The sequence below is a fragment of the Paenibacillus sp. USHLN196 genome (genome assembly GCF_037144955.1).
Lineage (GTDB): Bacteria > Bacillota > Bacilli > Paenibacillales > Paenibacillaceae > Paenibacillus > Paenibacillus xylanexedens_C.
In genome coordinates, this window is the sequence record NZ_JBBCYH010000003.1 from 407472 (window position 1) to 433013 (window position 25542).

The following is a 25542-nucleotide window of genomic DNA, read 5'->3' on the forward strand; positions in this document are numbered from 1 at the left end:
CATTTGAGGAGGAACAAAAACATGTTGAAGTTGAACAAGGCATCAGGCAAAAAAGGGATTAAATTGCTCGCAACACTGCTCACAGCCGTACTTATGATTACAGGTTGCAGCGGTGGATCGGGGGGCTCCAGTGAAGGGAACTGGGTATCCATTGAAGATCGCTATACGGTTGATCCGGAAAAGCCGGCTTGGCAGTTGGATAAGAAGGAAGAGGCTACTGACCTGACCTGGTACGTCAATGCAGACTGGTGGAACACCGATTTTGGCAAGGATATTGTTACCAAGAAAATCAAAGAAGATCTGAACATCAATATTAAATTCATCACGGGTGATGATACCAAGTTAAACACCTTTTTCGCAGGTGGAGATATGCCTGACTTGTTGACGGTCTTTGACTCGAATTCTCCAGTGGTGCAAAAAGCTGCAACCTGGGCTATGCCGCTGAATGATCTGGCGGAAAAATATGATCCTTACTTCAATAAAGTTGCGGCTGCCGATACATTGAACTGGTTCCAGTTGGCAGATGGTAAAACCTATGGGTACCCGAATTATTCCAATACGCAAGAGGATTATGATAGCGGTAACATTCCTGCCAAAACGGCATTTATCATTCGTAAGGATGTGTACGAAGCTTTGGGTAGTCCGGTCATTGGAACGCCAGAAGAATTCCAGAGTGTGATGAAACGAATTAAGCAAGAGTTCCCTGCGCTGATCCCGTTTGGATTCAACTCCATTGGTGAAGGAACAGGTTCACTCGGGGATACGTTGCAAGATTTTATCGGCGTTCCGCTGGAGACCGAATCGGGAGAGTTCTACGATCGCAATCTGGATGAAGATTATCTTAAGTGGTTGAAGACATTGAACACAGTCTACAGAGATGGCAATATCAGTGATGACAGTTTTGCGGATGATGGCACGGCTTTTGAAGAAAAAGTGAAGTCCGGTAAATATGCAACCATGCTGCTCGACGGTACACCTCAACAAGGAGGGAACCTGCAGATCTATATGAGCGCCAATCCAGGCAAAGAATATATCGCCATTGATGGACCGCAGAGCACTAAAGGCAATGCACCAACATTGAATCAATCCGGAATAACCGGGTGGATGATCAACTTTATTTCCAAGGACTGTAAAGATCCGGCCAAGGCCATTCAGATATTCACATATTTGCTGAGTGAAGAAGGCCAGACACTTATGAATTACGGGATCGAGGGGGAAACCTACCAAACCAAAGCCGACGGTAGCGTAGAGTTGCTGCCAGCGGTGAAAGACTTGCAACTCAATAACGCAGATCAATTCAAGAAGGATTACCGGATGGGTGAATTTATGTTCTTCGGTCATGACCGTCACAAAGCACTCAGTGCAGATGCTTTTCCGGAAGCCATTAAACAGATGCAGGAGTGGGGCAAAGGCAAGCTGAAACCACACTTCATTCTGGAGAATATTAGTCCGGATCAAGGTACACCTGAAGCTCGTGCGTTGTCAGCGATCAATACGAAGTGGAATACAACGCTGGTCAGTATGGTACGTTCCAAGGATGATGCCTCGTATGACAATGCACTGGCTGCTTACAAGTCATTTTTAGGTGAGAACCGTTGGGAAGAGATTGTGAAGGTACGTAGTGAGAAGATGAAACTGAACAAAGAAAAATTAGGTATTCAATAATAGAAGTGTGGAGGGAAGTCATATGACGATTTTCAAAATGTACAAATCCACGGGTGAAGAAGATTTATTCGTATCTCTATCCCAGGAGCAATTGAAACCACTGGATGCCGATAAGGAGACAACGACCATTCATCTGGATGATCAGCTAACGTACCAGGAGATGGACGGATTTGGTGCTTCTTTTACCGATTCATCTGCTTATCTAATCAACCAAATCTTGAATAAGGAGCAACGGGAAGAGGTCATGACCCGACTGTTCCATCCTGAAAAAGGGATCGGGCTGTCAGTCATCCGTAATCCAATGGGGGCTTCGGACTATGCGAGAACGGTATACAGTTATAACGATATGCCCGAACAACAGACAGACGCAGAATTAACCCAATTCAGCATTTCACATGATGAAGAGGATGTTATTCCTTTAACGCAACAGGCTTTGGCATTGAATTCTGAAATGAAACTGTTTGCTTCACCATGGAGTGCACCTGGCTGGATGAAAACAAGTGGATCGATGATTACCGGACAGTTGAAGGCGGAATGGTATCCGGTTTATGCGCAATATTTTGTGAAATACATTCAAGCCTATGCCAAGCATGGGTTACCGATCCATGCCATCACACCACAGAATGAGGCGCTGTATGAACCAGGGCACTATCCTGGTATGTTGATGCCAGCCGAAGCGCAAGCAGACTTTATCAAAAACCATCTCAAACCAGCCTTCGAGCAAAATGAGATTCAAACGAAGATTCTCTGTTACGATCACAACTGGGATCAACCGGACTATCCGCTGACGGTGTTGGAACAAGCGGGAGAAGAAGCGGACGGCGTAGCCTGGCATTGGTACGGGGGCGATGCTTCTGCTCAAACGAAGGTTTATGAAGCTTTTGCAGGTAAAGAAGTGCATTTCACTGAAGGTTCAGGTGGAGAGTGGATTCCGCCATTTGAGCAGGCCTTTTCCAATGTGATGCGAACGGGAATTCAGATTCTTCGCAATTATAGCAAGTCCTTTGTACTTTGGAATATGGCACTGGATGAGAATAATGGGCCTGCGGTTCCTGGTTTTGGTCGCAGTACGTGTCGTGGTATCGTGCAAGTGAATCAGCAGACGAAGGAGCTTGCGTATACACTTGATTATTATGCCTTGGCACACTTTAGTGCCTTGATCCGTCCAAAGGCAGTTCGCATTGATTCGACGTCCAGTAATCATTCCATCTGCTCAGTGGCGTTCAAAAATATTGACGGTTCTGTCGCATTAGTTCTCTTCAACGATAGTGAAGAGGTGGGCAATGTGAAGGTTAAACTGCGTGGCAATATATTGTTGGAATGTCAATTGGAACAGAAGAGTGCCTTGTCCATATCATTCTCCGACTTATAGACAGAAAGTGGTCCCCATTAGTGCAATCAGCTTCATCTAAAAATGATCATCCCAAGAAGCGATATCCGGAGCGTACATGGATATCGCTTCTTGGGGTGAAATTTATCTATGGCAGGACTGCATTATACAGCTTGAATGGCGAGATGAGGGGTACCACTACTCTCATCAACGAACAATATATATTGGTTGCCGGCAGTCCCTGTTAAGACCAGACCGGGTTGACCTGCAACACCAGGATTGTAATATCTGAGCTGTTGTAAAACGGGTAGGGACACTGGAAGAGTAGGTTGATTGAGTGCCATTAATTGTGTAGCGGCTTTAACACTATCTCCAGCTTCGATCACTCCGCCTACACCCAAATGATTGACAATCGAGGAGCTGGCGTTGATTTGAAGGCTGCCTGTTATGGTCTGGCTGCCATTGACGTTTAGATCGACACCAACGGTTTGATTACCATTAACGTGCAAATTCTGATTAATCGTCTGATTGCCGGTGACAAGGATGCTATCAAATGTTGGCAAAGATATCATCTCCTATATAGTATTCATATATTCTATGAGGACAAGATCTGGAATGACCCGGGTGGCCACACATTATATGTCTGGGATAAAGCCCTTTTGCAAAAGAGAGTTAGCGAAAAGCTCAATAGAAGAAACCACGCCACTATTTCGTGCATATTGTAGGCAGAGAATGCTTTCGCATGGAACAGGAGGGTTTGTTATCCGAAAGAAGTCAAGAACGCAGGTTAAGTCCACGAAAAAGAAACGTTCAGTTCATGATGCGAACCGGTTATTCCTGAGACAGATGAATGTGGTCCTGAACAGGAAACTCAAATCCATGCGTAAACATATGGAAGTACAGCAATTGGAACTGAATCAGCAATGGCTGAAAATGATGCAGGTGGGAAGCGTACCTACCCGAGAAGTGCCAAAAGTGATCTATAAGGAGTTAAATGTGCTTCTTATCACTCCTTGTAATGACCGAGGAATGTCATCACATTGCGTCTTGATTGAACAGAGTCTGAAACATCTCGTGAAAAATGTGAATGAGATTAAATATATCGAATCCGTTTCAGCCTGCTTGTCTTCTAATGATGTTGACCTGATTATAGTCATCGGAAGCGAAGAAAATTTGCCGGATGAGAATATCACAGCATTAAGGACATCAACCGTGAAGAAGGCAATCTGGTTGTCTGCCGATCAACATGTGAATCAAAGCGAAACTATTCTCCCGTTATTTGATCACGTGTTTACACAGAACTCATCCCAAATAAGCGATGATCAGCATCATATGGGAAGCACTGTTAGTCATGAACTATTAATGCCACCTAATCCACATCTGTTCTGTCCGCAAGTTGTTCCCCCTCAGTACGAATCGGATGTTTATATTATCGGGGATGCAGAACCGGATGGCATCATCACCGCTTTTGCCAAATCGGGTCTTCTGGATAACAAAAAAGTTCGGGTGGATGGAAAGGGTTGGGCACAAATCGGGGATTTCTATCCTGTTCATAAGAATGAAGCTCGCCAGATGTTATATAACGGAAGCAAACTGGTTATTCATCGTGGCGAATCAATCAAAAACGTGATGGAAATTGCCGCATGCGGGACGTTTCAGCTCATAGGACCATCTGTGAATCAGAGCAACGTGATAGACCTTAGTAACTTTCATCAATACAACTCATGTGAGGAACTCATTCAGAAGTTTGAACATTACTGGCAGAGTATTGATGCAAGGAGACTGGCCGCTAGCCATGTTCTGGCATACATGAAATATAATCAATCCCATCTGCAAAAAACATTGCGACTGCTGGATATCATTTTCATATAAATCATCCCAAAAATCACAGGAGCGTAGGCTGCATCATGTTGCTGCATTGGAGGAGTTCTGATTGAAGGTAATTGTTCTGCATCTTCCCCAATTTCACCGGATTGAGGAGAACGACCGATGGTGGGGGGACGGTTTTACCGAATGGACCAATGTTAGAAAAGCCACGCCTTTATATTCGGGTCATTATCAGCCTAAGCAGCCATTTCAAGGGAAATATTATGATCTTTCCGATCCAGATGTACGAAAGTGGCAAGCGGAAACGGCTAAACATCATGGCATTTATGGATTTTGTTATTATCATTACTGGTTCAAAGGCAAGCGTCTGCTGGAAAAACCAGTCAATGAAATTTTGCATAGTGGGGAGCCCGATTTTCCTTTTTGTTTGTCATGGGCCAATGAGACATGGACAAGAAAATGGGACGGTCAGGAATCAGATATTCTTATTGCACAAAACTATGGAGATCGACATGATTGGGAAGAGCATTTTGACTACCTGCTCAAGGCATTCAAGGATAGACGATATATTCGAGTGGAAGGTAAGCCGTTATTTCTGATCTATCGGCCAGCCAGCATTCCTCAATGTGAGGAAATGATTCAGTTTTGGCGTGAATTGGCTTTGAAGCATGGCCTGAAAGGGATTCATTTTGTGCAGACCATTGGTGGATTCCCTACATTTAATCGTCAGATCTTTGATGCGAGTATGGAATTTGAACCGCATTATACGTTTGCACATGGACATATGAATGGAATCTGGATCGAAATGAACGTTAAGGGGCAGAGACATATCGCTGTGAATTATGACAAGGTATGGTCTTCCATTCTCGAACGAACACCACACCGTAATGGGGAAATGGTCTATCCAGGTGCATTTGTCAGTTGGGACAATACACCGCGGAGAGGCGTTGACGGCCAAAGTACGCTGGGGTCGACCCCAGAGAAGTTTGGGCTTTATCTGGCGAGACAGATGGAGAGAGCGAGGACAGTGTACAAGAGTGAGTATCTCTTTGTTAACGCTTGGAATGAATGGGCAGAAGGTGCGTACCTCGAACCGGATCAGAACTATGGTTACGCATATTTGAGAGAACTCAAGAAAGTAATTCAGCACGAACGACTAAATAGAAACAGGTTATAGAAGGGAGTTCCAAATGAGGAGACTCCCTTTTAATTTGAGCTTATATGCACCATGTTTACGATGTGCGAACCGTAGTTTGTCTGCGGAACTCCGTAGGCGTGAGCCCTGTATGTTTTTTGAACTGTCTGGAGAAATAATACAAATCACTAAATCCGAGATTCTCGGCAATGGCTGTAATGGTGTTCGGGGTGCAGGTTAGCAGTTCCTTGGCTTTATCGATTTTTTTGCCTGTGATGTAGAGGATTGGTGGAATGCCGATCTGCTGCTTGAAAAATCGAATAAAATAATTCGGATGCATGTAGGCGATCTGAGCCAGATCCTGAACCGAAATATTCTCTTCGATGTTGGAGTCGATGTAAGCCAGAATGGCAGACAGCTTCTCCATGACAGGCACGTTAATAAAGGAGATCTGATCCAGATCCAGATTCATTATATAGTGGGACAGTAACTCGGTCAGTTTGCTCTTGGCCATCATATGGGCATAGACTTCATCGGACTTCGCATATGTAAGGATGCTGCTGAAAACCCCTTGAATCAACTCAGGTTGATCTATCGTACAGATGTGTGGAAACTTCAGAATTTGGAATAAATTAATTCCCCCCACCTTTGCGCTAAAGTGACACCAGTACTTGAGAAAAGGACGATCGTTAATCACTGAGTAGGACTGCTGGATTCCCTCCGGCATTAAAATAAGTTGATTAGGCGCAGGGTAGTACTCTTCATTCCCAATCTTGAGCCACCCCTCACCTTCGCATATGAAATAAAACTTGCTGTAGTCTGGCGTGTAATCCAGATCCCGCCAATCGGTGTCGCACCGATTGTAATTGACCATGAATAAATCAACTTGCAGATTGGACAGGTAGTTCGTAAGCAAAGTTTGTTGATTCATGATCCTCATCTCCATACAAGGTTATTATTGTCCATCTAAAAGTTAGTGTTCTGCATGTCTATCCATGGGCCGTAGCACTACAATACAAGTGCAGACGATAACGGAAGGGATGAGAACAGATCATGGACAAAAACGAATATTTGCAACAGATCGAAGCAACGATTGAGAGCGGTAAATTTAAGGACAACTGGAGCTCGCTTAGCGCTTTTCAAGTTCCCGAATGGTACCAAAAAGCAAAATTTGGCATTTTCATCCACTGGGGGTTATATTCCGTCCCAGCTTATGATAGCGAATGGTATTCGCGTAATATGTATATCCAGGGCTCCAAAGCCTATGAACATCACCTTGCGGTGTATGGACCACATAAGGACTTTGGTTATAAAGACTTCATTCCGATGTTTCGTGCAGAGAAGTTCGATGCAGACGAATGGGCCACGCTATTCAAACAAGCTGGAGCCAGATATGTTATGCCCGTGGCTGAGCACCATGATGGTTTTCAGATGTACAATAGCGCTATCTCTCACTATAACACATATGAAATGGGCCCCAAACGGGATCTTCTGGGTGAGATGAAGACTGCGTATGAGAAGCAAGGGCTGACCTTGTGTGTATCGTCTCACCGTGCCGAGCATTGGTTCTTCATGTCTCACGGTAAGGAATTCGATTCAGACATTAAGGAACCTTTGAAACGTGGAGATTTCTATTGGCCTGCCATGCCGGAACCCAAGGATCACTTCGACTTGTATGACTCACCCCCAACTGAAGAGTATCTGGAAGACTGGCTGATTCGCTGCTGTGAACTGGTCGATCAATATCAGCCGAAGGTCTTCTATTTCGATTGGTGGATTCAAATGGTTGCGTTCAAACCTTATCTTAAGAAATTCGCTGCCTATTATTATAACAAAGCTGAAGAATGGGGCTTCCCTGTAGCCATTAATTATAAACATGAGGCCTTTATGTTTGGCTCTGCTGTTCCGGATGTAGAGCGTGGACAATTCGCTGATCTCAAGCCTTATTTTTGGCAAACGGATACGGCTGTCGCTAAAAACTCATGGTGTTACACGGAAAACAACAACTACAAAACGGCCGAAGAGATCATCCGAGATCTCGTCGATATTGTAAGTAAAAACGGCAATCTGCTGCTAAACATAGGGCCCAAAGCAGATGGCAGCATACCAGATGAAGATCGGGATATCTTGCTGACGATTGGCAAATGGATGGAAGTGAATGGGGAAGCGATCTATGATACATCATTCTGGCGTACGTATGGCGAAGGCCCAACAGAGGTGAAGGAAGGGCAGTTCACGGATGGGGATACCAAGGTTTTCACGAGTGAAGATATACGGTTTACGGTAAAAGAAATCAATCTGTATGCCACGGTACTTGCTTACCCGGATAACGGGGTGGTGCACATTAAATCCCTGAAGGAAAATTCTCACCATTTTCAAGGGTTCATTCAAGATATTCAGGTACTTGGCTATGAAGAACAGCCTGAATGGGAGAGAACAGCGGACGCACTGACCATCACCACCACGAATGTGAAGAGTATTGCGCCTGTCGTTTTCAAAATTAAATTGGATTAGAAGTGAAAGGGAGCCGGCAAAAGCGTCGGTTCTTTCTTTGTTTGTGATTTCATAAGTGGACTATTATCTGAGGGGGGTGATAGTAATCTAGGGTCTATTTGAACCGTTTTTTATGGTTGAATTTGCGTGAATGCGAAAATTGTAATTAGGAGTACAAGCGACATGAGACACATAAAAGCATTAAATAGACTTATTTTCTATATTTTTCAATAAAAGTGCTTGTATATATCGAATAATGAATCTATACTATACCAATAAAATCCAATTAAATTCCTAATCGACTAGTATATGTAATTTAAACTGTTTTCTAACTTACTCGAACCACGATCGAAATTCGGATTCACTAACTCCTTAGCAAGCGTTCTGCTAACGCTCCAGGTCACCCTTCCACATGAATGCTTATAGACATTCACTCTCGTTGCATTACTCAAACACCCAAACCTTTCACTCTCACGTCTTAACCCGAGTCGTTCTAAATCTCCTAAACTTCCAAGTGAAAAATCATAGACTGATCCAGTTATCTATTCTGACTCATATTGTTTCCTAACCAGACCTGTAAAGGAGGTGAGGCTTTATGTGAAACCCAGGACGTCTATTTCGTCCGCAATAAAGGTTGTTTTATCGTTTTATTCTGCAGAGAAGGGCATATGTACCAGACTAAATTACAAAACCGGGTAAAAGGAGTGGAAAAGTTTGATAAAGATTAATCGGTTACGCAAGCCCATCTCCATGGGGCTCTCGCTTCTCCTTGCATTTTCGATCATTCATCCGGTTTCAGCTGAAAACTCCACATCATCCAAATTGGATATGAAATCTGGACTTGCCAAAGTTTCGGAGTCCAAAGTAAACGCCAAGTTGACCAAAGAATTCGAAGGTAGTGAATATGTTACCTATCTGGTGAAAATGAAGGAACAGGTGGATACAGCAGCAGTCTCCAAACAGGCCCTGGAAAAAGCGACCATCGCCAAACAAACGGCCTCAGCCACGAAGCTGTCCGTTCGTAATTCGGTCGTCAGTTCTCTGCGGGAAACGGCCTCACGTACACAATATACATTGGAAAGTTATCTGGAAAAGGAAGTTGACCTGGGTAAGGTCAAAGAATATAAAAGCTATTTTATCGTCAATTCACTGGCAGTAACGAGTACGAAAGAAGTCATGGAACAGATTGCGCTGCTGCCTGAGGTAGAGAAGGTTCTACCGAATGAGACACGATACTTACAGAAAGCGGAAGTGAGTAAAGAATCGGCGAATGCGGTGCCATCCAAGGATGCTGTCCAAACGCCAGCTAAAGACGCGGCAGTCGGTGTTAAAGATAAGGAACCTGTTGCCAAAGATAATCTAACAACCGAGAACGTGGAATGGAACCTTGATTACATCAATGCACCAGCTGTGTGGGATCGGGGCATCGACGGAACAGGTATTGTCGTTGCCAATCTGGACAGCGGTGTGGACTATACCCACCCGGCACTTCGCAGCAAATGGCGGGGATTGGATGCCTCGGGAAACATCGTTGATCCCGAATTGAGCTGGTATGATCCGCACAGTAATGCTGCCCTGCCTGCGGACGAAGACGGACATGGTACTCACACAATGGGTACGATGGTTGGCTCCGAAGCAGATGGCACCAACCAGATCGGGGTTGCTCCCGGTGCAAAATGGATTGGTGTGCGGATATTTAATCCGGAAACAACCGATGCCATTATACTGGATGGTGGACAGTGGTTGATTGCTCCGGTGGATGCGGAAGGCAATCTGCATCCTGAACTTGCGCCGGATGTCGTCAACAACTCATGGGGCGGAGGCGCAGGACTGGATGAATGGTTCCGGCCTATGGTCCAGGCTTGGCGAGATGCGCAGATCTTTCCCGAGTTCTCCGCGGGTAATGTAAGACTGACGAATCCGGGTGGTCCGGGCTCTGTCGCGAACCCTGCCAATTACCCCGAAAGTTTCGCTACGGGAGCTACGGATATTAATGGTAATCTGGCTTCCTTCTCACTGCTGGGTCCATCTCCGTATGGTGAGATCAAGCCAGAAGTATCTGCCCCTGGGGTAAATATCCGTTCAGCAGTTCCGGGCGGTGTATATGAGGGAGGCTGGAACGGTACTTCAATGGCAGGCCCGCATACGACTGCACTAGCCGCACTACTGCTTCAGGCCAACCATTCCCTGACGGTGGATCAGCTGGAGCAGATCATAACAGACACAGCGACGCCGAGAACGGACAGCCAGTACCCGACCTCCCCTAATAATGGTTACGGTCATGGTATTATTAATGCCCTCGATGCTGTGGGTTCGGTACTCGAAGGAATCGGCACAGTTTCCGGCAGAGTGGTTACAGCCGGAGATGATCTGGAAGAGCCGGTACTGGCACATACCCCTGTCAATTCTGCCTTTACAGGCATCGATATACCATTAACCGCTCATGTGACAGATAACGTCGCGGTAGTCTCGGTTGAGGCTTTTGCCAAAACGACAGGCACCAACCAGTACGTTTATCTACCGATGAATCGGATTGCCGGAGATAACAAAGATGGGACGTATACAGCGACAATCCCTGCTTTTCTTATTGACCCGCAAGGTGTGGAGTATTATATCCGCGTGAACGATTACGGCAACAACGGATTCGAAAGTCAGGTATATAAAGTGGCTGTGTCCAATGGTGTTCAGCCAGGATATCTTCAGAATTTTGAAGAAGATCAACTGGGCTTCACGACTGGTGGGACAGGAAGTACTTGGGTATGGGGAGCACCAACCAGTGGTCCTGGAAGTGCACACTCCGGTGACAAGGTGATTGCAACCAATCTGCAAGGGACTTATGTGGCGAATAGCAACGCATATCTGCTTGCGCCACCTATTGATCTAACCGAGAGTCCGGAAGGTGCGTTAGTATCCTTCAAGCACTGGTATGACCTGGAGAATAACATCGACTTCGGCAAGGTATACATCGCTTCCGAGGATAGCGATTATGTGTTCGAAGAACTATTAACCTTCACGGGTACAGGGGGTAATTGGAAGACGCAATATGTGGATCTTCGCGAATACGCGGGACAGCAGGTGTTCATCAAGTTCAATCTGACGAGCGATAATTCAGTGCAAAAGGCTGGATGGTACATTGATGATTTCGCTGTAGAAGAACTGGATGAGATTGCTCCGGGCGCTCCTGCAGGATTGTCTGCGACAGCCGATATTCTTGGTAATGTAGCCTTGAGCTGGACTGGTCCGAGCGATGAGGATCTCGAATCCTATGTGGTATATCGCTCCACAACCGCAGGTACAGGTTATGAATCCATTGGAACTGCAACAGGAACAACGTTTACAGATACGGCTACGGTGACGGATTCGACCTATTACTATACCGTTGCCGCACTTGATTATAGTGGCAATGAAAGCGACAAATCGAACGAGGTCTCCATTACAGTAGAGGTGCCTCAGGATATCTACATCGATCATTTCGATGGCAGTGATGATAATGGCTGGACTCATTCGGGGACCAAAGATGAATGGGAACGCGGTACTCCGGTAACGGGACCTGCCAGCGCCGTTTCTCCGCCGAATGTCTGGGCGACTGATCTCGACAATACGTACGAGAATGGCTCCAACTATTCACTCGTATCTCCAGTCATTGATTTGACCGATGTGTCCGAAGGAACGCTCACGTTTAATCATTGGTACGAGATTGAGAGTGGATACGATTACGGATATGTGGAAGTCACCAAGGATGGTGGAACCACATGGTCAGAACTGGGTAAATTTTCACACAGTACAAATGGAAAACAATGGACACCCGTATTTTATGACCTGAATGCACTTACCGGCAATGAAGTTCAATTCCGGTTCCGTCTGACCTCAGACAACAGTGTCGTGAAGACAGGTTGGTTCATTGATGATTTCCGTGTACTGGGAGTTGCTACGGAGACAGTAACCGAGGACAGTGCGGTTGTGCTTAACAGTGACAAACCGAAACCGTCCTATGATAACCCTTGGTACAAAATTTCACGGACAGACAAAGCGGAATTCAACAAAACGAAACAGCAGCAACCGGAAGTTGAAAAACCAGAAACAGGTTCGGTTAATCCGCAAAGCCTGCCTGCAAGTGCAACGGTAACCGTGCTCGAAACCGGTCGTTCAGTGAAGACGGATTCGGCTACGGGCAAGTATAGCTTCACACACGTAGCTGGTGATTACACCTTAAAAGCGGAGGCATATGGATACTATCCTCGAACTCAGCAGGTAACGATCACGGACGGCAGTGGGGCGAAAGCTAACTTTAATCTGGAGGCAATCCCGCATGGACAGATTGAAGGTGTAGTAACCGATGAGCGGACAGGCCAACCACTGGCTGATGCTTCCGTCCTCGTGGTGGAAGATGCCAAGGTAGGTGAAGTTCGCACAGGTTCAGATGGCAGCTTCGATATTCAGGTATTGGAAGGAAGCTACACTCTATCCATCCGGGCTGCAGATTATTACAGTAAAACCGTCACTGTAACTGTACCTGGTAATGGAACGGCAGAGGCAAATGTTGCCTTGAAACCATTCATCGGTTTCCCTGGGGAAATTGCTTATGATGATGGAACAGCAGAGAATGCAAGAGCTTTTGTAGCTGCTGACAATGCCTGGGCGGTTCGAATGACACCAGAGCTGGAAACTGCACAGCTTACAGGCGCATCGTTCCGATTCTGGAACACCGAATGGCCTGTACCTGGAGGTACAGCGTTCCAATATGCCGTTTATGATGCATCGGGCGCTGGCGGAGCGCCGGGAAGACAGCTGGCTGGACCATTCGATGGTACTGCACTTCGTAACGATCAATGGACAACCGTTGAATTCCCGGAACCAGTGATTGTAACGGGTGACTTCTATATCGTGTATGTACAAAGCGTAGCCGGAACAAGCGCTCCGGGATTGGCTACCGATGAGAATGGTGCGAATGCAGGTCGAAGCTGGCAGCGTGTAGGTGGGGCCTGGAGCACTGCACCTGCAGAAGAAGGTAACTACATGGTTCGTGCAGTCGTGAGATATCCGGTGAATGCACCGGTAATTACAGCGCCTGCGAACACGTATACGAATCAATCGACCTTTAACGTGTCGGGCACGTCTCCTGCATCCGGAGCTCAGATCAAGCTCTACAACGGCAAGGATCTGGCTGGCACCACAACCGTGACAGATGGGAAGTTCTCATACGGTGTGAAACTCCGCTCAGGAATTAACGCAATTACTGCCGAGGCCGTGGTGGACGGGAAAACAACCGACCGTTCACTTCCCGTCGTTATCATTCTGGATCAGATCAACCCGCAGTTGACGATTCTCACGCCAGCTCAAGGGGATCGCATCAATGCAGAAGTTGTTCATGTAACAGGTAACGTCGTGGAACAATTCCTCGATAAGGTAACCGTTAACGGGCAAACCGTACAAGTGGGCAAAGACAGAAGCTTCAGTCATCGCGTATTGGTCAATGAAGGCGAGAACACGATTACCATTACAGCAACCGATATCGCTGGCAACAAAACAACCGTAACCCGCACCGTCTACGTGGAAACGGCATTGCCAGAACTTACGAATACTACTCCTGCTGAAGATGTTCGAATCACATCAGGGGAGAGTGTTACCGTTTCATTTGATAGTAAACCTGGTCTGCAGGCATCTTTCCGAATTCAGTTACCGCTGAATCTGAATGACCAAGGTGCAGGAGAGATTCCATTGGTGGAGACCGAACCTGGCCGTTACACAGGCACATACACGACACCTTCATCCCTTGTTCTTGAGGGCGGAGTTATCGTGATTCGTGCTCAGGATGCAGCCGGGAATAAAGTAGAGGCTGAAGCAGCTGGACGATTGTTCGTAAGCGCAGCATAAGAACAATCAGTTCCAGAACCAGATTCGAGCCCAGCAGAAACGGAATCGAGCGAATCTAGTCCACCGTCCACTGAAGGTCTGCAACCATAATTATTCGAAGTGTGACACGATGATAACTGTGTTTTGAAGATTCAAGCAAGAAGCCGACAAGCCGAAGTATCAGGGCTTGTCGGCTTCTTGTTGTATTTCTTTTCGGAACTGACGCCTAAGAGTAGTTCAAGAAACTTGCATATACTGCATGGTTTAGAGCATCAGGATTCACAAAATAAGATAAGAGGAGGAGTGACTGTGGGAGTTGATGCATCACTGCGATCCCAACCTTTACGAAGTAAATGGCTCAAAACCAAAATGTTGCTGAATAACTCGGCTATCCAACCGTTTATCCCCGATACGCAGCGATTTAGCCAATCCAACCTGAAGTCCATGCTGGCCAAATATAGAATGGTATATATCAAACCCGAGATAGGCACCTTTGGAATGGGGGTCATTAAGGCTGAGATGGACAATCATCACCATTTTGCCTACCAGATCCATCAAAAGCGTCTGACCTTCAACAGTTTCGAGTCGTTTCATCGAAGTCTGACCCATGTGATTAAGCATAAAAGCTACCTTATTCAGCGAGGTATTCATCTGCTTCAACATAACAACAGGCGCTTTGATATACGGGTAATGGTCCAATTGAATCCCCAACAGGAATGGGAAGCGACAGGGGTCATCGGCCGACTGGGTCATCCGAAGAAAATCGTGACCAACTACCATAGTGGTGCTAAGCCAATGAGCATTCACACTTTACTGAAATCCCATGCTTCCGACAAACGAATCAATGAATTGATCCGGGAGATGAATCGCTTGGGTATTGACATAGCCCGACATATGAGGAAAAAATACACGCGTTTGAAGAGCATTGGGGTGGATATCGGGCTTGATCGAAGTCTAACGCCATGGATTATTGAGGTGAATGCCAAGCCAGATCCCTATATTTTCAATCAGTTAAAGGACAAGACGATGTATCGCAAGGTGATTCGATATTACCGTCAGGCTACGATGGAATGAAGAGATAAAAGTAACTTATGCGACCTAAATGCCTCGAAGACGTATATATCCCTTAAGTCTATATCAGATGGATAGGGAGATGAATGATGAGAACACAAGTGAAAATATTTGAAAATGCAAGCGCATTAGAGTTAGAGAAAGAAATGAATGAATTTTTAAACGGGATCAATAGTGTAGCTGTAGTGGATATCAAGTATTCTCAAGTGGCCGTTACTAACGGTGGTTATGTTATAAATCATTTCTCGGCTATGGTTATTTACACCAAATAAATTGAGTAATGAACCTTTGGAAACAAAGCATCCATCCGGATGCTTTATTTATGTTCCACAGTAGAGAGGGTATTTCTTATGTTGGAAGTGACGTACATACAAAATAATACCAAGCAAATATTCGGAAATCATGTCGTGATTTTATACATTAATTGTCGTGAGTTTCTATTAAAAATAGATTAAGTCTGTGATAACTTATAGATAAATGTCAGAATATTATATAGTATGGAGGTAAGACACATTGACCATTCGAATTGGGAAAATTAGCTTGTGGCATGTTCACGCATGGGATTACATCAAGCAGGCACAGGAACATGAGGATACAGTCATCGCAGCTGTTTGGGATGACGATGCCAAGCGGGGGCAGGAAGCGGCTGAACGTTTAAACGTACCATTCTATGCTTCACTCGAAGATATGCTGTCCAAGGATGACATCGAAGCCGTTATTGTAGATGCGCCAACTCGCATCCATGAAGAGGTGATCACCGCTGCTGCAAAAGCAGGTAAACACATCTTCACAGAGAAGGTTATTGCATCAACACAGGCGGAATCCAATAGAATCCTTAATGAGGTAAAGGTAAGCAAAGTCAAGATGACAGTCTCCTTGCCACGTCTGAATGCAGGGTATACGCTAACGATTCAGGATGTACTTGACCAAGGATTACTTGGGAAAGTGACTTATGTTAGAGCGCGTTTATCGCATGATGGAGCGATTTCCAACTGGTTGCCTGAACACTTCTATGATCTGAAGGATTGTCAGGGCGGCGCGCTGATTGATCTGGGCTGCCATCCGATGTATCTGGCCAAACTGTTTTTGGGTCAGGAAGTAACAGCGGTTAATGCGAATTTCGGATATATTACAGGCAAAGAAGTGGAAGATAATGCAGTCGCAACCTTGTTTACGGATTCTGGAGCAGTCGGCGTTGTCGAAGCCGGTTTTGTGAACAGCCATTCTCCATTTACGATTGAGGTTCATGGTACGGAAGGTACGCTTCTGTACGGAACACCCGAAGAAAAGTTATTGATTCGCACGAAAGCAGCAGAGGGACAGTATCAAGAGTGGACTGAGCTTCCTTTGGCAGACCAAAGAGAAAGCGCATTCAATCAATGGGTTGCACATATACAAAATGATACGGATGCAACCGAAAACGTGCAGATTGCTATGGAGCTGACTCGGTTGATGGAAGCTGCGAATCTCTCTGCCAAGGAAGGGCGCAGAATCGCTCTGAATGAGTTGAAGGCTTAAGTTTTATTAAGGAGGTATGCACTCTTGAGCCTGTATCCTTATGAGAAAATGCTTGAACGGCAGGATCTCCTGGAGAGACTGGATATTTCAATGGTATGGGGACATTATGAGATTCGTGTGATGCGATTTCATCTGACTTCATTTCCAGCGGGCCGAGTTGTGGATTTCCATAATCATGCGGAGTTCGAGTTTCATTTTATCCCGAGAGGTAAAGGCAAAGTTATTCTCGATGATCAGACACTTGCACTCTCGGAAGGTATGCTGTATTTGACTGGACCGGGTGTCCTTCATTATCAGGAGGCTGATGCCAAAGAGGACATGGATGAACTATGTCTTCATGTGGATATCGTTCACAAGCCAAGGGAACATGTTGATCCCTGGGAAGCAGCAGAATCCGAGGAAACGATTGAAAAGCTGAGAACGCTTCCGCTTACTCCGGTGAATGATTATCATCGGGCAATGCATTGTTTTTTGGAAGCCTATGAGGCATCTGATCAGAAATTGTTAGGTTATTATACGTCGATCAAGCAACTGGTTATCAGCATATTACTCAAAACCGTGCGAGCATACGACACCGGAGGGGATCGACCGGAAGCCCCTGTCCGGGATATGTCGGTGTATCGCTATGAGTATGCAGTGCAGTATATGGAGGCGAATCACCCTACAGTGGTCACGCTGGAGCATGTAGCGGAGAAACTTCATATCAGCAGCAGACAATTGCAGCGAATCTTCTATCAAGTACAGCCGGAGATGCCGTTCAGCCGTGTACTGGAGGATATTCGTCTGCGCGCCGTGTGCCGCAATCTGGAGGTAAGTAATGTATCCATTGAACAGATCGCACTCGCTTCAGGCTTCAATAATGCCAACTATTTGCATGCTGTATTTCGCAAACGTCTGGGGATGACCCCGTCAGCTTTTCGCAAAATGAAACAACCAATACTTAAGTGAGGGTGAATATATATGAGTAAAGTATATCGTATCGGAATTATTGGCTGTGGTGGGATAGCGAATGGTAAACATCTGCCGAGTCTGAGTAAACTGGATAATGTTGAACTGGTGGCTTTCTGCGATATCGTTCAGGAACGTGCAGATGAAGCTAAGCAGAAATATGGCACTACTGAAGCCGAAGTCTACACGGATTATCAGGAATTGCTTAAGGATGCGTCTTTGGACATTGTGCATGTACTTACGCCGAATATTTCTCATGCCGAGATATCCATTGCTGCGCTGGAGGCAGGCAAACATGTCATGTGTGAGAAGCCAATGGCGAAGACATCTGCTGAAGCACAGCTCATGTTGGAAGCGGCAGAACGTACCGGTAAGAAACTGACGATTGGGTATAATAATCGTTTCAGAGAAGACAGTCAGTATTTGAAGAAGCTGTGCGAAGCTGGTGAACTGGGTAATATTTATTTTGCCAAAGCACATGCGATTAGACGCAGAGCAGTACCAACTTGGGGTGTTTTCCTGGATGAGGAGAAGCAAGGTGGCGGTCCATTGATTGACATTGGTACGCACGCACTTGATCTGACGCTCTGGATGATGGATAACTACCAACCGAAGGTTGTGCTGGGTACGACCTATCATGAGCTTTCGCAACGTGAAAATGCGGCCAATGCTTGGGGCCCGTGGGATCCAAAACAATTCTCGGTAGAGGACTCGGCCTTTGGCATGATTGTGATGGAGAATGGGGCAACGATCATGCTTGAATCCAGCTGGGCACTGAACTCACTGGACGTGGATGAGGCCAAATGTAGCTTGAGCGGCAGCGAAGCCGGTGCGGATATGAAGAACGGACTGCGCATCAATGGCGAGAAATTCAGCCGTCTATATACCAACGAGATTGAACTGAGTGCAGGCGGTGTAGCTTTCTACGACGGTAAGAGCGAAAGCGCACCGGATGTCGAGATGAGAAAGTGGATTGAAGCGATTGAGAACGATCAGGAGCCGGTGGTTACACCAAAACAAGCGCTGGTTGTATCTCAAATCCTGGAAGCACTCTATGAATCTGCTCGCACAGGCAAGGCTGTATACCTGAATAACGCTAGCGAAGCATAGAAAAGAAAAGAAAAAAAGGATAGATTAGATTGCATTGGATTACAGAACCCTTTGTCCCGTTATTGGGGACAGAGGGTTTTTGGTGTTATGGATACTAGCTATTGGTCCATACCAGACTCTATTTCAGCACATATGATGAGAGAAAAATGAGCTGAAAAGAGGGTATGTCTTGACTAAACAAAAAACGGGTCACGGTGTTTCCATTGTTGTATGTACCAATCGGCCGCAATTTTTTGACAACATTCTGCAAAATTACAGTCGCCAGCGTTATCAAAGCAAAGAGCTGATCATTGTCCTGAATCATGACAGTATGAATCTGGCATTATATCAAAACCGGGTTCGAAAATATGCGAATGTTCATGTATATAAAATTCCGGAGAGCATTTCGCTAGGACAAAGCCTGAACGCCGGAATAACTAGGGCTCGCTTTTCAATGATTGCCAAATTTGATGATGATGACTACTACTCGCCGTATTATTTAACAGAACAGGTGAGAGAACTTAAACGGACCAAAAGTGATATTGTGGGCAAACATTCGTGTCTCGTCTATTTGGGCGCGTCCAAGACATTGTTGGTCAGATCTCCCTCAGAAAAGAACAAACCGGTTGAATTCGTCCAAGGCGGCACCCTGCTGTTCAAAAGAGAGGTTTTGAAAAAAGTCCGCTTCACGGACCGTTCTATTGGGGAAGATGTAACCTTTCTCAGACAATGCAGAAAGAGAGGATTCAAAGCGTACGCGACCTCTCCTTACAATTATGTCTATCACCGCAGACAGAACAAAAAGAGTCATACTTGGAGAGCGGATGACAGCTTTTACTTGGAGGGAAGCAAAAAACTTGAGGTTACAGAGGATTTCAGATCCTATGCTAATAAAAAGTTATAGTCTGGAATCGTAGTGCTCATGTGTGTCGTCAAATAACGAAAGCGAAGATGCATCTGCTACGTGTAGATGCGTCTTTTTTGTGCCAAAATGGTTCAATTTGGAGGTCGTGAAAAAAAGTTTTATGAATTTACTTGAAAAAAAAGTATTGCATATAAGTTTAGTCGGAATTATATTAATGGTATAAGGTCTAGACCATATACAGATCGGAGTGTTTAGATGTCCAGTACGTTTTCATTTCGTTTTGAGAAAGTATCCACCAAAAAGGTTAGTGAATTCATTAGAGAACAACTGGAAGAAGCCATTATTCTGAAAGAATTAATGAGTGAAGAACAACTTCCGGCCGAGCGAGATCTGGCAGAGATTTTTAACGTAAGCCGCATTACTGTTCGCGAGGCACTCTCTTCACTGGAAGACAAAGGGTTGATTGAAAAACGGGTGGGTGCCAAAGGCGGTACGTTTGTATTGCCTCTGACAGCCAATTCGCATAAGCGCACGAGAGAAGAAATTAAACGAGATTGGTCACAGATGCTGAAGGTGTTTGAATTTAGAACCATCATCGAGCCGGAGGGAGCTTTTCTGGCTGCTGAGCGGATCACCGCAGGCGAACTGGAGCTGCTTGAGGGCTATATGGCACAAAGTATAGAACCGGACTGTACAAGGGAATGGTTCAGGGCGCTGGATGTGAAATTCCATCTGACCATCGCCAAAGCGTCTGGCAATCCGTATTGCGAGAGAGCCGTCAGACAGATTCGGACCAAAATTAATCCGACGCTGGACTTGATGCCTTATGATGACCGGATACGTTCCGTCAATCACGGTGTACATATGGAGATTCTTCAAGCACTGAAAGCACATGACAGCATCAAGTCCCGGGAGACGATGAAAAGACATATCGAATTCTCGGCTGACGCGATCTATGCCCGTTTGGTTTCTGAATCGGATGAAAATGAAGGGAATGACAGCGAATGAATCGTTCAGAACTAATACAGCTGGCTCAGCCACTGCAAGCTCAGTTAAGCGCTTGGCGCAGAGATTTACATCAGCATCCGGAGATCGGGTATGAGGAGCATCGCACATCCTCCATCGTAGCCGAGCATCTGGAAAGCCTGGGACTCGAAGTTACACGCAATGTCGGAAAGACCGGAGTTACAGGCCTGCTTCGCGGAGAGACTGATGGACCAACCTTTGCCTTGCGCGCAGACATGGATGCCCTGCCAATTCAGGATCAGAAAGCTGTGGAATACCGCTCGCAAGTAGAAGGTAAAGCGCATCTGTGTGGACATGACGCTCACACCTCCATCCTGATGGGAGCAGCTCAGCTACTCACTGGCCTTGGAAGACCGAAATCAGGCAATATCAAATTCATCTTCCAGCCAGCAGAAGAGGGACTTGCAGGTGCAAGAGCCATGATCCAGGATGGGGTTCTGGAGAATCCGAAGGTCGATGCAATAGCAGGGTTACACATGACACCTGGACAGGACACGGGAACCTTGGGCGTAAGTCAAGGCGTTGCGTTCGCGTCAGCGGATCCCTTGATTATCAAGGTGTTCGGCAAGGGTGGCCACGCAGCTCGTCCGCATGAGGGGATAGACGCGATTGCGGTATCCGCTCAGGTCATCACCGCATTGCAAAATATCGTCAGTCGGATGGTCGATCCACTTGAGCCCGCAGTAGTCACGATTGGCAAAATCACCGGAGGTTATATGGGAACAGCCATCGCCCCGGAAGTGGAGATGATCGGTACGGTTCGTACACTCTCACCTGCCATTCGTGAACGGATGCCAGCTTTGATCGAGCAGGTTGTTAAAGGGGTCTGCGATTCTTTCGGAGCAGGATGCGAGGTCGTCTACGGCGATGGTTACCCTGTTGTTGTGAATGATCTCGGCATGGTTGACCTGCTAACAGAGACTTGTGATCAGGTTAATGCGGAGAAGGGATGGAGCTATATCAAACCTTCCACAGGGGGCGAGGATTTCGCGTTTTATTGTGAACAGATTCCGGGTGTGTTTTTCAGACTAGGATCTGGGAATGATGAGGAACGTACTCGTTATCCACTCCACCATCCCATGTTTGATCTCGATGAGACAGCGATGCCTTATGGTGTGGGCATGTTGTCTGCAGTAGCACTTGAATTTTTGGCAAGGAATACAACTTCTGAGGGGGAGCAATCACAATGAAAAAAAGACAATGGACAAGCTTGTGGATTACATTGCTGGCAGTCGTACTGGTACTCAGCGCTTGCGGAGGAAAAACGACAAGCACGAATGATAGTTCCGCAACAGAAGGAACGGGCAGTGGAAGCGCAAGTACAACACTGACTATTGCTGCAGCTACAGATATCGAGAGTTTCGATCCACACAACAACAACAATACCTCCAGTGAAGCGGTTCTGGTCAATGTTTTCGATTATCTGATCAAAAATGACAGTGAACAGAAGAAAGTTGCGGGACTTGCGACATCATGGGATCAGGTTGATGATACAACGTGGAGATTCAAGCTGCGTGAAGGTGTAACCTTCCACAATGGTGATCCATTCACTTCAGCAGATGTAAAATACACGCTGGAGCGCGTAGCCAAAGACGAGACACTCAAGCAGTACAGCTATTTCAAAAATATTGTAGAAGTTAAAGCGGTGGATGACTATACCGTAGACATTATCACGGATGGTCCAGATCCATTGCTCCTGAATCGTTTGTCCAAAATGGGAGCAGGCATTCTGCCAGCAAAATATATTGCGGATAAAGGATTCGATGCTTTCCTGAAACAACCGGTAGGCACAGGCCCTTACAAGTTCAGTAAATGGACCAAAGATGATCGTGTGGAACTGGTGAAAAACGAGAACTACTTCGACGGTGAACCCAAATGGAATGAAGTGGTATTCCGCGTTATTCCTGAAGCCTCCACACGTGTATCCGAATTGCTTGCTGGTGGTGTAGATGTTGCGTCTTCCATTCCATCCACTGACATTGCACGGATCGAAGGCGAAGCAGACAAGAAGATTGTCAAAGCGCCAATCCAGCGTGTGCTTCAGTTGATCTTCCGCCAGACAGAAGGCAGTATCACAGCTGATCCGAAAGTTCGTGAAGCCATTGACCTGGCTATCGACAAACAAGGCATTGTGGACAGCATTGCCGGCGGAGCAGGTATCGTAACCCGTACGTCTGTAACTCCGGGCAACTTCGGTGCTGATCCTTCATTGTACAAAACGTCACTCTATGACCAGGAAAAAGCCAAACAGCTCCTGCAAGAAGCTGGCTATGCAGAAGGTGAAGCAGAGATGACCATCTCCGTTTCTGCACAGTACAAAGAACAAGCTGAAGTTGTTGCAGCCATGCTGGAACAAGCCGGATTCAAAATCAATCTGGATGTCCTGGAAGCAAGTGCATTCAGTGAACGTTACAGCTCCAAATCATTCAAAGAAATTTTCATGATCGGTATCGGTAACTCCTTGTTCGATGCTTCGAATAACTACAATCGTTATATGTTGGAAGAAGCAAAAGGCGAGTCGGATTACAACAATCCTGAAGTAGAGAAACTGCTACAATCTGCATTGGTAAACATGGACCCTGCGTCTCGTGAGAAAGAGTATCAGCAAGTACAACAGATTTTCTCTGAAGAGCGTCCAGCCGTTTATCTGTACCAAATGGAAGGTGTATACGGAACGAATGATAAAGTGAACTTCGCGCCGCGCAGTGACGAGATGTTCTATGCTGACGAGATTACACCTGTTGCACAGTAACATCGGGTATAACACCGGTCATTGAAAAGATAGGCCGTGAACGGCAGGGACTGGATAACCATGTTCCTGCCGTTCTTTTTAATAAGGGAGGTGAACAAGGAATGGGCAAATATGTACTTAAGTCATTACTGCAGATCATTCCGGTACTGTTCATTGTTTCATTAATTGTGTTCATTTTGGTTCGAGTCACCGGTGATCCGGTTGCACTAATGTTGCCTGAAACGGCTACCGCTGAAGATCGTGCTGTTTTGACACAGGCACTTGGTTTGGACCAGCCTTTATATACGCAATACGTGAAGTTTCTGGGCAGTGCAATACAGGGAGACTTTGGTCAATCTTTTCGCTACAATCAGCCTGCATTAGAGCTCGTGCTGGAGAGGTTGCCTGCCAGCTTTGAACTGGCGGTAGCGGCTATGTTTTTTGCCGTGCTAATGGCTGTGCCACTTGGTGTCATTTCAGCTGTCAAACGCAATACATTTACCGATCTCATTATTTCAGGAATATCCGTTATTGGTAAGGCGATGCCGAACTTCTGGATGGGGATTATGCTTATCCTCTTGTTCTCCGTCATGTTGGGTGTATTGCCAGTCTCTGGTCGTGGGGGATTGTCACATCTGATCTTGCCGGCATTCACGCTTGGCGTCGGGCTGGCTGCGCAGATGACCCGGCTGATTCGCTCCAGCATGCTGGAGATTCTGAACCAGGACTATATTCGAACAGCCCGCAGCAAGGGGCTTGGCCGGATGGTTGTCATTGTAAAACATGCGTTTCGCAATGGACTGATTCCGGTCGTGACAATTATGAGTTTGCAGTTTACAAGTCTGATCGGGGGAACCTTGATTACGGAAACGGTATTCTCCTGGCCTGGACTGGGTCAATTGCTGGTCGTTGCAGTCAACACACATGATATGGCGATTGTACAGGCAGCTGTGTTTGTCATTGCCGTTATCGTTGTAGTAATCAACATCTTGACGGATGTAGCCTACAGGCTACTTGATCCGCGCATCAAATACGACTAGAAGGAGGTGCAATCATATGACAGGCAGCAATGAAATGCCAATTCCGGGTACAGAACAGGAACAAGACAATGGGCGTGCACCAACGGGATTTCGTTATATCTGGCAACAACTGATCATCAGCAAGACCGGAATGTTTGGTGCTGTGCTTGTATTGTTGGTTGTGTTAATTGCCATAGGTGCACCTCTACTGACGAGTCATGATCCGGCAGCAGTTAATCCGCTCAACCGTCTTAAACCGCCTGCATGGCTTGAGGGCGGAACGGCTGAATACTGGCTGGGAACAGATAATCTGGGCAGAGACATGTGGAGCCGAATTGTATATGGTGCCCGGGTTTCCTTAATTGTAGGGATGGGTGCGGTGATTGTGTCAGGAATAATTGGCGCGATTCTGGGGCTGGTATCCGGATTCTATGGGAAATGGCTGGATGCCGTCATCATGCGTGTAGGAGACGCATTCATGGCAATTCCAACCATTCTGTTCATGCTCGTTGTAATGGCGATTGTTGGCCCGGGTATCACGACCCTGATCTTTGTCATCGGTGTGACGAACTGGGTTCCATTCACCCGTGTGGTGAGAAGTGAGGTTCTGAGTATCAAAGAGCGTGATTTTGTTCATGCGGCCAGATCGATTGGAGCCAAGAACGGAAGATTGATTCTGAAACACATTCTGCCGAATATCCTCTCATCCTTTATCGTCATCTGCGGTATGAATGTCGGCACGACAATTATTATGGAAGCCTCACTCAGCTTCCTGGGTCTGGGTATCAAACCACCCGATGTGTCCTGGGGAGGCATGCTCAGTGATGGCAGACAATACGTTGCAACAAGCTGGTGGGTCGCTACATTCCCGGGACTAGCCATTACATTTACCGTACTCGGTGTTATTTTCCTTGGAGATTGGCTACGTGATGTGCTTGATCCACGTACGGAGACAACCCATAAATAAACGGA

19 protein-coding genes are annotated in these 25542 nt (G+C 46.2%); 17 read left to right on the forward strand and 2 right to left on the reverse strand.

The genetic code is table 11. The features are described from left to right. Positions 1-21 precede the first annotated feature (21 nt). A complete protein-coding gene (locus WFI24_RS08560; RefSeq protein ID WP_336759930.1) occupies positions 22-1665 on the forward strand; it encodes a sugar ABC transporter substrate-binding protein in 1644 nt (547 codons plus the stop codon). Positions 1666-1687: 22 nt separating this feature from the next. Further along, on the forward strand, positions 1688-3037 hold the full coding sequence (locus WFI24_RS08565; RefSeq protein ID WP_336759931.1) for a glycoside hydrolase family 30 protein: 1350 nt from the start codon (positions 1688-1690) through the stop codon (positions 3035-3037). 122 nt (positions 3038-3159) lie between these two features. On the opposite strand, the gene WFI24_RS08570 is transcribed toward WFI24_RS08565, so the two are convergent. After that, the gene (locus WFI24_RS08570) at positions 3160-3567 is read right to left on the reverse strand and encodes a hypothetical protein (protein WP_336759932.1); all 408 of its coding nucleotides are present in this window, start codon (positions 3565-3567) and stop codon (positions 3160-3162) included. Positions 3568-3874: 307 nt separating this feature from the next. Between WFI24_RS08570 and WFI24_RS08575 the strand changes: the two genes are divergently transcribed. Then, entirely contained in the window at positions 3875-4867 is a 993-nt protein-coding gene (locus WFI24_RS08575) for a hypothetical protein (RefSeq protein WP_336759933.1), read from the forward strand. 61 nt (positions 4868-4928) lie between these two features. Then, entirely contained in the window at positions 4929-5999 is a 1071-nt protein-coding gene (locus WFI24_RS08580) for a glycosyltransferase WbsX family protein (protein ID WP_336759934.1), read from the forward strand. 55 nt (positions 6000-6054) lie between these two features. On the opposite strand, the gene WFI24_RS08585 is transcribed toward WFI24_RS08580, so the two are convergent. Continuing rightward, positions 6055-6888 (reverse strand): AraC family transcriptional regulator, encoded by an 834-nt coding sequence (locus WFI24_RS08585; protein WP_336759935.1) that lies wholly within the window; start codon positions 6886-6888, stop codon positions 6055-6057. A gap of 122 nt (positions 6889-7010) precedes the next feature. On the opposite strand from WFI24_RS08585, the gene WFI24_RS08590 reads away from it, so the two are divergent. The 13 genes from WFI24_RS08590 (at position 7011) to WFI24_RS08650 (ending at position 25537) form a co-directional block, all read left to right on the forward strand. Beyond that, positions 7011-8471 (forward strand): alpha-L-fucosidase, encoded by a 1461-nt coding sequence (locus tag WFI24_RS08590; RefSeq protein ID WP_336759936.1) that lies wholly within the window; start codon positions 7011-7013, stop codon positions 8469-8471. 693 nt (positions 8472-9164) lie between these two features. Continuing rightward, positions 9165-14324, forward strand: coding sequence for a S8 family serine peptidase (locus WFI24_RS08595; protein ID WP_336759937.1), 5160 nt, complete (start codon positions 9165-9167; stop codon positions 14322-14324). Between the two features lie 288 nt (positions 14325-14612). Next, positions 14613-15377: a YheC/YheD family protein gene (locus WFI24_RS08600; protein ID WP_336759938.1), complete on the forward strand. Its 765-nt coding sequence runs from the start codon at positions 14613-14615 to the stop codon at positions 15375-15377. 83 nt (positions 15378-15460) lie between these two features. Beyond that, entirely contained in the window at positions 15461-15646 is a 186-nt protein-coding gene (locus WFI24_RS08605; RefSeq protein WP_336759939.1) for a sporulation protein Cse60, read from the forward strand. A gap of 241 nt (positions 15647-15887) precedes the next feature. After that, a complete protein-coding gene (locus tag WFI24_RS08610; protein ID WP_336759940.1) occupies positions 15888-16892 on the forward strand; it encodes a Gfo/Idh/MocA family protein in 1005 nt (334 codons plus the stop codon). Between the two features lie 24 nt (positions 16893-16916). After that, positions 16917-17840: an AraC family transcriptional regulator gene (locus tag WFI24_RS08615; RefSeq protein ID WP_336759941.1), complete on the forward strand. Its 924-nt coding sequence runs from the start codon at positions 16917-16919 to the stop codon at positions 17838-17840. A gap of 12 nt (positions 17841-17852) precedes the next feature. Further along, positions 17853-18950 carry a Gfo/Idh/MocA family protein gene (locus tag WFI24_RS08620; protein ID WP_336759942.1) on the forward strand — a complete coding sequence of 366 codons (1098 nt, stop codon included), beginning with the start codon at positions 17853-17855 and terminating at the stop codon, positions 18948-18950. 169 nt (positions 18951-19119) lie between these two features. After that, positions 19120-19833, forward strand: coding sequence for a glycosyltransferase (locus WFI24_RS08625; RefSeq protein WP_336759943.1), 714 nt, complete (start codon positions 19120-19122; stop codon positions 19831-19833). Positions 19834-20049: 216 nt separating this feature from the next. Beyond that, on the forward strand, positions 20050-20802 hold the full coding sequence (locus tag WFI24_RS08630; protein WP_336759944.1) for a FadR/GntR family transcriptional regulator: 753 nt from the start codon (positions 20050-20052) through the stop codon (positions 20800-20802). After that, positions 20799-22010: a M20 metallopeptidase family protein gene (locus WFI24_RS08635; protein ID WP_336759945.1), complete on the forward strand. Its 1212-nt coding sequence runs from the start codon at positions 20799-20801 to the stop codon at positions 22008-22010. The genes WFI24_RS08630 and WFI24_RS08635 overlap by 4 nt, the downstream gene beginning before the upstream one ends. Then, a complete protein-coding gene (locus WFI24_RS08640; protein ID WP_336759946.1) occupies positions 22007-23572 on the forward strand; it encodes an ABC transporter substrate-binding protein in 1566 nt (521 codons plus the stop codon). Before WFI24_RS08635 ends, WFI24_RS08640 begins: the two co-directional genes overlap by 4 nt. 101 nt (positions 23573-23673) lie before the next feature. Beyond that, on the forward strand, positions 23674-24591 hold the full coding sequence (locus WFI24_RS08645; protein ID WP_091016560.1) for an ABC transporter permease: 918 nt from the start codon (positions 23674-23676) through the stop codon (positions 24589-24591). Between the two features lie 16 nt (positions 24592-24607). After that, the gene (locus WFI24_RS08650) at positions 24608-25537 is read left to right on the forward strand and encodes an ABC transporter permease (RefSeq protein WP_091030896.1); all 930 of its coding nucleotides are present in this window, start codon (positions 24608-24610) and stop codon (positions 25535-25537) included. The last annotated feature ends 5 nt before the right edge of the window (positions 25538-25542 follow it).

Excerpts from the sequence above, each read along its gene's own strand:
- WFI24_RS08560 (WP_336759930.1), top strand. The coding sequence starts at position 22 with ATGTTGAAGTTGAACAAGGCATCAGGCAAAAAAGGGATTAAATTGCTC.
- WFI24_RS08565 (WP_336759931.1), top strand. The coding sequence starts at position 1,688 with ATGACGATTTTCAAAATGTACAAATCCACGGGTGAAGAAGATTTATTC.
- WFI24_RS08570 (WP_336759932.1), bottom strand. The coding sequence starts at position 3,567 with ATGATATCTTTGCCAACATTTGATAGCATCCTTGTCACCGGCAATCAG.
- WFI24_RS08575 (WP_336759933.1), top strand. The coding sequence starts at position 3,875 with ATGCGTAAACATATGGAAGTACAGCAATTGGAACTGAATCAGCAATGG.
- WFI24_RS08585 (WP_336759935.1), bottom strand. The coding sequence starts at position 6,888 with ATGAATCAACAAACTTTGCTTACGAACTACCTGTCCAATCTGCAAGTT.
- WFI24_RS08590 (WP_336759936.1), top strand. The coding sequence starts at position 7,011 with ATGGACAAAAACGAATATTTGCAACAGATCGAAGCAACGATTGAGAGC.
- WFI24_RS08605 (WP_336759939.1), top strand. The coding sequence starts at position 15,461 with ATGATGAGAACACAAGTGAAAATATTTGAAAATGCAAGCGCATTAGAG.
- WFI24_RS08620 (WP_336759942.1), top strand. The coding sequence starts at position 17,853 with ATGAGTAAAGTATATCGTATCGGAATTATTGGCTGTGGTGGGATAGCG.
- WFI24_RS08630 (WP_336759944.1), top strand. The coding sequence starts at position 20,050 with ATGTCCAGTACGTTTTCATTTCGTTTTGAGAAAGTATCCACCAAAAAG.
- WFI24_RS08635 (WP_336759945.1), top strand. The coding sequence starts at position 20,799 with ATGAATCGTTCAGAACTAATACAGCTGGCTCAGCCACTGCAAGCTCAG.
- WFI24_RS08640 (WP_336759946.1), top strand. The coding sequence starts at position 22,007 with ATGAAAAAAAGACAATGGACAAGCTTGTGGATTACATTGCTGGCAGTC.
- WFI24_RS08645 (WP_091016560.1), top strand. The coding sequence starts at position 23,674 with ATGGGCAAATATGTACTTAAGTCATTACTGCAGATCATTCCGGTACTG.
- WFI24_RS08650 (WP_091030896.1), top strand. The coding sequence starts at position 24,608 with ATGACAGGCAGCAATGAAATGCCAATTCCGGGTACAGAACAGGAACAA.